The sequence below is a fragment of the Pseudomonas cistanchae genome (genome assembly GCF_054483635.1).
Window position 1 is genome coordinate 81550 of the sequence record NZ_JBTLWN010000001.1, and the last position, 9995, is coordinate 91544.

Below are 9995 nucleotides of genomic sequence, written 5' to 3' on the forward strand. Positions count from 1 at the left end.
GATAGGTACCGTCGCCTCACGGTCATTTCGGCGAAAGGTGCTCTTCCTGCTCCTGCGGCAGGTGTTCGTCGAGGTGCAGCCAGGGCAGGCGGCTTGTCACCCAAATATGGCGGTCCGCCGGCGCCTGTTCAGGATGGTCCAGTGTGGCGACATCGGGCTGAGGTCGGTAAACAGCGCCAGGTGGGCGCCGCAGACTGAACAGAAACTGCGCATGCAACTGCTGGAGAGGCGTACTGCTGAGGTGTGCCAGTCAGCCAGCGAAAGCTGGCCAGCGGCACCGTGATCCAGGTGGTAACCAGCCCGCCGCTAGTGCGTCGGCACACGGAGCAATGGCAGTGCGCGATGTCCCTCAGAGGTGCCTGAAACTGATAACGCAACGCGCCGCACTGGCAACCGCCGCTGTGTAGAGCCGTCATTGATGTGCCTCCCGCCGACTTGTGTTCCGCTCGCCCTTGCACGGGCGCCTGGCGCTGCCCAAGATAGGCAGCCCATCCGACCGGACGCTGCCGTGATCGATTTACTGCTGGCCCTGTGGCCGTTGTTTGCCCTGATTATTGCCGGCTACGGCTTGCGCCGCTGGGAATTCCCCAGCGAGGCGTTCTGGCCTGGCGCCGAGCGTTTGAACTACTTCATCCTGTTTCCAGCCCTGCTGTTCAGCAGCCTGGCAACCGCCCCCCTCAACAATCCTGCGCTGCCGCGGCTGGCCCTGGCCGTGATGCTCGGCTTGGGCATCGCCTGGCTGGCACTGCTGCTGGTGCGCCATCTGCGCGACTGGCCGGCAGGCCGCTTCGGCGCATTCAGCCAGGGGGTGCTGCGCTTCAACACTTACCTGGGCCTCGCCGCCGTGGGCAGCTTGTTCGGCAAGGAAGGGCTGACCCTGGCGGCGATCATGCTGGCGCTGATGGTACCAACGGTGAATGTGCTGTCAGTCTGGTCGCTGACCGCCGAACGCGGCGTCAGCGCGCGCAGCCTGTTGCTGCCGATCATCAAAAACCCGCTGATTCTCGCCTGCCTGGGCGGTGCGCTGGTCAACCTCAGCGGCGTCGGCCTGCCGGGTGGCAGTGACCGGCTGCTGGCATTGCTGGCTGCCGCCAGCCTGCCGCTGGGTCTGCTATGCGTCGGCGCTGCGCTCAAACCCGAGCAGCTCGGTGGTGAAGTTCCCGCACTGGGCTGGAACAGCGGGCTGCGCTTGCTGGCGATGCCGCTGCTCGCCTGGGGCGTTGCCTGGCTGCTGAAGTTGCCACTGATGGAAAGCAGCGTGCTTGTGCTGTTCTTCGCCTTGCCGACTGCGCCAACCGCCTATGTGCTGACCCGCCAACTGGGCGGAGACAGCCAACTGATGGCCGGCATCATCACCTTGCAAACCCTGCTGGCCGCGGCCAGTTTGCCCTTGGTGTTGATGCTTTTAGCCGCATAGCCACGTACAGGCGCCTGTTAAATATATTGGACTACCCGCATGAGACGACTCTGAGTTTATCTGTTCTAAAACAGGTATTTAGCTTGACTCATGACTATCCAAAAAAAATCAACGCGCTTTAAAGCGTCCAAAGCCGATTCAATCGTTTGACATAATTTACAAAGTTGGCAGACTGGCCGAGCTTTCCCGGTTCGTTGATATCAGGCGCACGCGCTTATCAATCACCGGCAAAACCGCAGTAACCAGGACGCAGCGCCGCACCTAGACGGCAGCTCCTGCCCAGTAACGGCAGGCCAAACGCCCGCCCCAAGGTGATTTATGTCCACTCACAACGCTGGCAAAGCGACGCGAAAACCCGTAGTGCTGATGTCGATGGGCGCCCAAGAGCGCAAGGGCCATGACTACCAGGTGATGACCCACAAATACATCGTCCCGCTCGTTGAAATTTCTAACTGCCTGCCCCTTCTCGCCCCTACCTGCTGCGGTGTCGATGACCTCGATCATTACCTGGACATGGTCGACGGCGTGTACCTGACGGGCGCCGGCAGCAATATCGACCCGACGCTGTACGGCCAGCCGAACATGACGCCGGATAAGGGCCAGGACCGCGATCGCGATCTGTTCGATTTGCCGCTGATCCGTGCGGCGATCAAGCGCGGCCTGCCGATCTTCGGCATCTGCCGCGGCATGCAGGAAATCAACGTCGCGCTCGGCGGCACCATTCACCAGAAGCTCTACGCGCTACCCGATTTCAACGACCACCGCGAAAACACCGACGACCCGGTGGACGTGCAGTACGGTCCCAGGCATAGCGTGCGCCTGCTGCCGGACAGCTGGCTGGCCAGGCGAATGGGCAAGGACGAGATCATCGTCAATTCCCTCCACGGCCAGGGTATCGACCGTCTGGGCGAAGGTCTGCAGGCCTTGGCCCATGCCGAAGATGGTTTGATCGAAGCGATCCATGCGCCGGCGCTCGGCCAGTTCATGCTTGCCGTACAGTGGCACCCCGAGTGGCGCGCCGCGGAGAACCCCGACTCGGTGGCGATCTTCCAGGCCTTCGGCGACGCCTGCCGCGAACGCGCGGGCCGATCCGCAGGTTGAACGATCCTGCGGCTAGACGGTGTGTATGGCCTTGGCTCGATGGCCATACGCACTCCGCAGTGTCGACGGCGTCACCTGTTTACTCCAGGGTGAACCACTGTACCTCGACCCGGCGATTCTGTTCGCTGTCTTGACCGAGCGGCTCTTCCCAGCCGCGCCCAACCAATTCGATGCGATCCTCGGCTATCGTCGGGTGGCGCGCCAGCAATGCCTCTTTGACCGCCAGGGTGCGTTGACGTGACAACTCCATCGCCTTCAACGCCATGCTACGCAGCAGCGCGGGTCCGCCCTGGCGTTCGAATTCGCCGACCATGGCGTTATCCACGTGCCCGCGCAGCAGTACGATGGAGCCAGGGCTGACCTGCAGGAATTTCTTGATGGTATCCAGATAGTCTTGGTTGGCCTTGGCCTGTTTATCCAGCTCGGCGGAGTTGGCCTCGAAGAAGAACCGAATATCCTTGCTCAGCAGTGCATCGCCTTCAAGAGCAACCTTGCCGCTGGTGCGAATCGGTGCGATGGCGATGCTCTGGCCCTTGAACTGACCACTGGCGTCCAGCGCCTTGAGGTGCTGCAAGTCGGCGAAACGTGCCGGGTCAGCTGCGTTGCGAATTACCGAACCGTAAGCCAGTACCGATGATTGGAAGATGCCTTGAAAGGAACCGGCCGAGTCGATACTGCCATCAAAAAACGCGAGGTTCTCCGGCAGGTTGCTCAGGTGCACCTTGCTCAGTTCGTCGAGCGTCTCCGCCTGGGTCCAGCCGAAAGCTTTAGCCACCGTGTCGGCATGGGTCGTGGGATCGTCACGCAGCAGGCGGTTGCCTTCCAGCAGGCCATGCACCAAGCCTTTGACGATTTCCGGATGTGCAGTGGCGAAGCCCTTGTTGACCACCAGAATGTCCGCCACCACCAGCAGGTTGCGGTTGGACACCAGCATCTTCGCAGCACCGGCCGACTCGGCAACCGCCTGATCGGTGCGCGGCGACCAACCGACACAGCCATTCAGACGCCCCTCGCCCCCCAACTCTGCGGCGTAAGCATCGCAGGCGATAAAGGCGTCCTCGTAGAACACCAGGCCCAGCTCGTTAGGGCCCGGACGGCTATCTAGGTCGCGTAAGACCTTGACCGGCAAGCCGGCTTCGGACGCCAGATAGCGAATGAAAAATTCACTTTCGTTGAACTGCGTCGCAGCGAGCACCTTGCCCTTGAGCTGATTGACGCTCGCAATGCCGCTGTCGACGACGACCTGATCGGCCCCGCGCGAGAACGCAATCTGCGCCGGCACCGTGACCTCGAACTGACGACCAAGAACGGCCAACACATCCGCAGTGGTCGCGACGGCGGCCATCTGACCGTTATTCAGCGCCGACCATTCTTCGCTCTCGCCTTTGGTCAGGCGCACCTGAAAACCATACTGCTTGGCGAAGAACGACTCGGGATTGGGCGCCATACCACCGTTGGCTACGATCAAGCCGCCATAACCGGCGTACTCGCTCATGTCGATGTCGACGATGTTGTTCTTCATTTCATAAGGCGCGGCCGATTGCAGCGTCGGCGTACCCGATACCGGCTCGATGGGTTCGGGTACAGCCGCGACCCCCAGGCTGGCAGGCAAACCATTCAGTACGCTGTCGCCTTCTTTGAGCATGTCCTTGCTGACCAGCCAGGCGCCCAAACCAAGCAGGCCAAGCACCAGCACAATGGTCAGTAACTTGCCGGCAGCGTTGCCATGCTGGCGCGCCCTAGGTGTGACTAAATACATGACGCATCTCCCTGTCGGATGCGAGCCAGCGGCCCGCCAATCAAAAGTGTTCATTCGCTAAACCATTGCCCGGATTTCATCCGGCATTCGGTCTGCATCGTAGGGTGGATCGGGGCGCGTAGCTGACGCTTCATCCATCCACCAATAACGGTGGTGGATGAAAAAAGCGTCATCCACCCTACACAGCGATATTACTGGCGTAGCGATTCGCCGTGAGCCGGCTTTTCGCCCTGGCCTTGCAGCACATAACGCGGCAAAGCCTGTGGTTCGTTGAGTTCGAGCACGCCGAGCAGGTCGCGTTGGCTATTGAGCCAGCGGCTGGCTTCGTTGAACGAGGAGGTCAGCGCGTTCAGCGCCACGCCTATCTGCTCCTCGTCGGTGGCGAGCAGAGTTTGTTCACGGATCAAGGCGATCTGCTGTTCGATGCGTTGCAGCTCAGCATCGACATGCTCCTTGCGCCGCAGGCCTTCGGCGTGGGCGGCCTGACGCGCGTCTATCACCTGTTTCTGCTGTTCCAGGCTGCGGCGTAACTCATCGTTCAATTCGGCCGTTCCTAAGCGCAGGTCGATCTGATCTTCCTGCTTTTGCAATTCGCCACTCTCGCGAGCCGCAGTGTCCGCCACCACGGCGAGCGCCTGTCCGGCGACCAGCAGTTGCAGGTTGAGCCAGACCAGCTGTTCCAGAGCGTTGGCGTGGGATTCCATCAATGGCGAGCGGGAAAGCAGCTGCAAGACCTCTCGAGCACGTGTCTCGATCGCGCGCTGACGGGCTCGCTGCGCCTCGTCGAGCAAGGCCAGAGTGGCGTCATAGCGGTGTTCTGCAGCATCGGGTTGCACCGTTTCCGCGTCTACCGTGCGGCGAAAGCCTGGGTTGCTTGCCAGCAGCATCAGGTAAGCCACTTCCAAGCCAATGCCCAGCAGCCAAAAACCGGGGCTGACGAAAACGCCGAGCAACCCGAACGCGGCAAGACCGAACCAATTTGGCGGGAGCGGCATACCGAGAGGGCGCGCGTTGAAAGCCGCCCGCAGGTAACGCGCGACACTCATGGTGCAGCGACCTCTTGAGCGAGGGGGCGCAAGGATTCAGGGACGAACGCCATGTCCGTGGCCTCCTGGATGGCGATGCCCATTTGCAGACGCAACACGTGCTCGGACACCGGCGGTTGGTAGCCTTGGAGGCAATAGGCAAGCGCCGCCAAAGGCGCCATCTGCGCGGTACGCACCTGACGGTATACCTTGACTGCCAGCGCTTCGGCAGCGCCAGGCGTGAGCAGCAACGGCAGTGGCAGCGTCAGGAGTTCCTTGAGTTCCAGGGCAAGATCGAAGCGCTTGAGCAGCGCCCTGATCAGCGCGGCGCTTTCTTCGACGGTAGTGGTCGGCAACAGTGGAATCTTCACATCGACCCGGCCAGGCCGCTTGAGGTCGACCTCGATCAGATCGGGACGCGACGAGGCCAGCACCCAGATCACCTTGCCGCGGTTGTCGGCGTCGCCCATTTCCTGGGCGATCATCGAATAGAGACGCCCGGACAGACCACTGTCGCCGCTGCCGCCGTCGCGCTTGCCGAGGGTCTGGTCGGCTTCGTCGACAAACACGATGCAGCGGCCCAGGCCACGGATCAGACGAAAGATCTTTTCAAGATTGCCTTCGCTGGAACCCACCCAGCGATCACGGAAGTTCTTCAACTTGACCACCGGCACGCCGGCTTCGCCAGCCAGGCACTCGACCAGATACGTCTTGCCGGTGCCCACCGGGCCACAGAAGAGATACCCCTTGGGCAGCGCCCGCAGATCTGCCGCCTGCCAAAGCGCCATGTCCTGGCGCAGCCAGACCTTCAGCGCCTCCTGGGCGTGATAGTCATCCAGGGTGCGCTTGGACTCGATGAACTCGACCAGCCCCGAGCTATCGGTTTCCACCAGCGCTTTCTTGGCCTCGATCCAGTCCTGGGCGCCGAGCACCTTGCCTTCATGAGCACGGCGTTTGACCAGGCTGGCCAGGGCACTGAGGCTGACCCCGGCGAGCGCTTGCACCGTGCCACTGTCGTCGGCGGTAAAGGCGGCGGGATGATCGATGCACAGTTGCGCCAGGCATTGGCCGAGGCTGGCGGCATCCGGTAGCGGCACCTGCACCCGGTCGATACGCGGGTTGCCCGCGACCAGCGGATGCAGGTCGTTGAGGTTGTCGGCGATCAACAGGCTGGCAAAGGCCATATTGCTGAACGGTGGCTCCGCCGCCCAATCGCGTACCAGGCTGGCAAGGCTGGCCGTTGCAAAGTCACCTTGGCGGCTGGCCGGCAGGATCTGCTCGGCGCCACGCACGATAACGGCCACATGTTGATTGTCACCACGGCTGAGGGCCTGCAGATTGGCGCGATAACGCAAATAACGGCTGACCAGCTCCACCGCTTCGCGCGGCTCATGGGGCCAGGGCTGAAGTTTTTCAGCGACCGGCCATTGGCCGAAAAGATCACCACCACGCAGCACGCTGAGGCCGTTGCCGGGATCGTAAAGAAACACCAGATCGAAAGTGCCGAGCAGCTTGGCATCGAGGTAACGGGTCAGCCCGACCAACTCGCCATCTAGCGGAAAACGGTCGGCAACATTGCCGTACAGGACGAACTGGCCGTGGGCGCCGCTTTCATAGGCCAGGCGCAGCTCGTTAAGCCAGGCAGGTGCTGCATGTTCCCTCATCATTCGGTTCCCTTTTATAAGTACATCGCCGCCTGAGCTGATCCGAATCGTGGCGTTGAGCGCGGCGCGCCCGGTTGTTCAGCACACCACGCAGGTGAACTACTGACCCTCAGACTGTGGCGTGCTGCCCATGCTGCGATTGGTCGTTACGGCCTCGGTGCTGACTGGCTGATCCGGCAGGCTGATCCCTTCCTTGGCAGCGAAATCGGCCAGCGCCTGGTCAGCCAAGGCATCCATTTGCGCTTCCTTGAGATTCACCTCGCTCATGTCCATCGAGTCGCGGGCCATTCGCGCGCGGCCGGCAGCCTTGGTGCGCTCTTCCTCAACCATCTCGTGCAGCCGGTTGAGCGTATCGCCGGAGCCGCCGATGGTGCTCACCATGCCAGCAGCCATCTCGTTCATTTCGGCCATGGCGGTCTTCATGCGCATATCGTTGATCGCGCCTTTCAGCGCTTCGATCTTACTGCGCGCCGCGGCCACGGCCACTTCGCGGGCCTTGGTCAGGTTCTGGTAGGTCTCTTCGGCCTGGACCAACTGACGGCGGTTCTCTTCCAGCTCGCGCACCAGGGTCTGCAAACGCAGGGCGTTCTGCGCAGCCGCCGACTTGTTGCCGGCACGCAGATGGGCGGTGGTGCGGGCATGCAGCTCGCGCTCCTCGGTTTCCTGCTTGCGCACCTGGCTCATAAGCCGCTCGGCCAAGCCGGCATGGGCCGCCAGGCCCTGATTGAAGTTGGCGATCTGCTTGCGCAGATTTTCCTGCTCCAACTCCAGCAAGGCTTCCGGGTTTTTTCGCTCAAGGTCCTTGATGAACAGGGAAAGGATGCCTTTGAAGATATTGCTGAGGCGGGCGAACAACATGGTGACTCCTTGCAGTTTGCGGACAATCCATCGATTACCGGCCTTAGCACCAGGCAGGCTCGAGCATTCTTGGCGAGCGGCCGCCCGGATGCAACCTTGAAGCGTATTTGTGCGAAATGACGCCTATGCACGGGCGGCATGACGTGAGAAGCACGCATACATGGGCGGGCATTGAAACACTAGAACAGCGACAGTTGATCGCTCGAATCCGCAGCGGCACCTGCCACAGGTTCCGCCGCGATCGCCAGCCGCTCGGCCAACCCGGCCGCCCGCTCCGCTCGAGTGGTGACCGCTTCGCTCAGGCGCGCCGGTAGTCCCCAGATCTCCACCTTGTGTTTGGCGCGGGTGATGCCGGTGTAAAACAGGCTGCGGGTCAGCAGCGGGCTGGGTTGTTCGGGCAGCACCAGCAGCACTTCGCCAAATTCCGAGCCCTGGCTCTTGTGCACCGTCATGGCGAAGGCGCAGTCGTGGCTGGGCAGGCGCGCCGGGGCAAAAGGGCGGTAGCCGGCGTCGCCCTCTCCTTCAAAAAACACCCGCAGGCCGAACTCGGTGTTCAGGCAGAGGCCGATATCACCGTTGAACAATCCCTGGGCGTAGTCGTTCTGCCGCACCATCACCGGACGACCGACGTACCAGCGCTCACGGCTGGCCAGGCGCTCGCTGCGTTTGAAACGCGCTTCCAGGGCTTCGTTGAGGCCGCTGACGCCCCACACGCCCTCGCGCTGGGCAGTCAGTACGCGAAAGCGATTGAAGGCCGCGAACGCCGCCTGCGGGTTTCCGCTTCGGGCCGCGATCAGATAGGTCGAGTAACCCTGCTCAAGCCGGTCAAGCAAATCCAGCGGTGCAGGCGTGGCATTCCAGGTCAGATCGGGCCGGCCCTGATTCAGCAGCTCTAGAGTGCCCGCTGCATCGCCACTGTTGATCCGCCGCGCCAGCTCGCCGATGCCGCTGTCGCCAGCGAAACGGTGGCTGTGGGTCAGCAGCACCACGGCATCGCCCAGCTGTGAGGTCGCTTGTGCGATCGGCACGTGCTGGCCGGTGATGCGCTGCAGGTCGGCGGCGGCCTGAGCATCGAAACCGCGGCCCTCGCAGAGTTCGGCGAACACCGCACCGGCTTCCACGGCCGCCAGCTGATCCTTGTCGCCAAGCAGGATCAGGCGAGCGCCGGGTGGCAGCGCATCGACCAGCTTGGCCATCAATGCCAGGTCGACCATCGACGCTTCGTCCACCACCAGCACATCCAGCGCCAGCGGATTGCCGGCATGGTGACGCACCTGCGGGCTGTCGCCACGGCTGCCGAGCAGGCGGTGCAAGGTGCGCGCTTCCTCTGGCAGCGCAGCCTTAACCGCCTCGCTCACCGGCAGATCGGCCTTGGCAGTGCGGATCGCTTCGGCCATGCGCGCCGCCGCCTTGCCGGTAGGTGCGGCCAGGCCGATGGCCAGTGGCGCGCCGCTCGCGCGCTCGCCGTCAGACGGATGGCCGCCCCGCTGCTCCAGCAACGCGGCGAGCAGGCGCACCACCGTGGTGGTTTTGCCAGTCCCAGGCCCGCCGGAAATGATCGCCACCCTGCGCCGCACCGCCTGGGCGGCGGCCAGGCGTTGCCAATCCGGCTGTTGCGTGTTGAATGAAAACAGCCGGGCCAGGCTTTCGCTCAGCTGCGCCTCGTCAATTGCCGGTAAGTCGAGCGCGCGAGCCAGCAATTGCTCGGCGAGTTGACGTTCATAGGCTGCATAACGCGCCAGATACAGGCGTTCGCCTTCGAGGGTCATCGCCGCGAACGACTCGGCACCGCCCACCAGGCGGCTGGCCTGCAATTGCCGGCGCCAGTCGGCCAGGGTCGGCAGTTTGAACGGCTGTTCCGGCCAGGGTCGCTGCCCGGCCAGGCACGCCAGCGGCAGGCAGACATCGCCCTTGTCCAGCGCCGCACAGAGCAGCGCTGCCGAGGCCAGCACCAGCGGCTCGGCGTCAGGGTCGAGCCGTTGCAAGCTGTCGACCAGGGCGCGCTCCAGCGGACCGAGAGGGAGATCGGCGAGGTTCATAGACAACCCCCGTAGGGTGCCGCGGGGCCGCCTAGGCCGTGCGCACCATCAACCAACGGGGTGGTGCGCACGGCGCACCCTACGTGTAGCCAGCCCGCGGGGATGTATGTCGGGGAATTGGTCAGGTGTCGC

The 9995-nt window shown here is 63.0% G+C and carries 7 protein-coding genes and 1 pseudogene; 2 read left to right on the forward strand and 6 right to left on the reverse strand.

From position 1 onward, the window contains the following. Positions 1-22: 22 nt before the first annotated feature. Positions 23-416: pseudogene (locus ACX0MV_RS00375) on the reverse strand (GFA family protein). Positions 417-490: 74 nt separating this feature from the next. Between ACX0MV_RS00375 and ACX0MV_RS00380 the strand changes: the two are divergent. After that, positions 491-1417 (forward strand): AEC family transporter, encoded by a 927-nt coding sequence (locus ACX0MV_RS00380; protein WP_458981732.1) that lies wholly within the window; start codon positions 491-493, stop codon positions 1415-1417. Positions 1418-1735: 318 nt separating this feature from the next. Beyond that, a complete protein-coding gene (locus tag ACX0MV_RS00385) occupies positions 1736-2518 on the forward strand; it encodes a gamma-glutamyl-gamma-aminobutyrate hydrolase family protein (protein WP_458980506.1) in 783 nt (260 codons plus the stop codon). 79 nt (positions 2519-2597) lie between these two features. Here the strand turns inward: ACX0MV_RS00385 and ACX0MV_RS00390 are convergent, their stop codons facing one another. The 5 genes from ACX0MV_RS00390 to recD all read right to left on the reverse strand — a co-directional run bounded on the left by ACX0MV_RS00390 (position 2598) and on the right by recD (position 9863). Then, complete coding sequence (locus ACX0MV_RS00390; protein WP_458980507.1) at positions 2598-4277, reverse strand: phosphate ABC transporter substrate-binding/OmpA family protein; 1680 nt, start codon at positions 4275-4277, stop codon at positions 2598-2600. 191 nt (positions 4278-4468) lie between these two features. Beyond that, the gene (locus ACX0MV_RS00395; RefSeq protein ID WP_458980508.1) at positions 4469-5323 is read right to left on the reverse strand and encodes a hypothetical protein; all 855 of its coding nucleotides are present in this window, start codon (positions 5321-5323) and stop codon (positions 4469-4471) included. Further along, positions 5320-6966: an AAA family ATPase gene (locus ACX0MV_RS00400; RefSeq protein WP_458980509.1), complete on the reverse strand. Its 1647-nt coding sequence runs from the start codon at positions 6964-6966 to the stop codon at positions 5320-5322. Before ACX0MV_RS00400 ends, ACX0MV_RS00395 begins: the two co-directional genes overlap by 4 nt. A gap of 99 nt (positions 6967-7065) precedes the next feature. Then, positions 7066-7824 (reverse strand): PspA/IM30 family protein, encoded by a 759-nt coding sequence (locus tag ACX0MV_RS00405; protein ID WP_458980510.1) that lies wholly within the window; start codon positions 7822-7824, stop codon positions 7066-7068. 179 nt (positions 7825-8003) lie between these two features. Continuing rightward, a complete protein-coding gene (gene recD, locus ACX0MV_RS00410; protein WP_458980511.1) occupies positions 8004-9863 on the reverse strand; it encodes an exodeoxyribonuclease V subunit alpha in 1860 nt (619 codons plus the stop codon). Between the last annotated feature and the right edge of the window lie 132 nt (positions 9864-9995).

What these genes read in the sequence shown, in the direction of transcription:
- ACX0MV_RS00400 (WP_458980509.1), bottom strand. Translation starts at nt 6,966, where the DNA reads ATGAGGGAACATGCAGCACCTGCCTGGCTTAACGAGCTGCGCCTGGCC.
- recD (WP_458980511.1), bottom strand. Translation starts at nt 9,863, where the DNA reads ATGAACCTCGCCGATCTCCCTCTCGGTCCGCTGGAGCGCGCCCTGGTC.
- ACX0MV_RS00395 (WP_458980508.1), bottom strand. Translation starts at nt 5,323, where the DNA reads ATGAGTGTCGCGCGTTACCTGCGGGCGGCTTTCAACGCGCGCCCTCTC.
- ACX0MV_RS00405 (WP_458980510.1), bottom strand. Translation starts at nt 7,824, where the DNA reads ATGTTGTTCGCCCGCCTCAGCAATATCTTCAAAGGCATCCTTTCCCTG.
- ACX0MV_RS00385 (WP_458980506.1), top strand. Translation starts at nt 1,736, where the DNA reads ATGTCCACTCACAACGCTGGCAAAGCGACGCGAAAACCCGTAGTGCTG.
- ACX0MV_RS00390 (WP_458980507.1), bottom strand. Translation starts at nt 4,277, where the DNA reads ATGTATTTAGTCACACCTAGGGCGCGCCAGCATGGCAACGCTGCCGGC.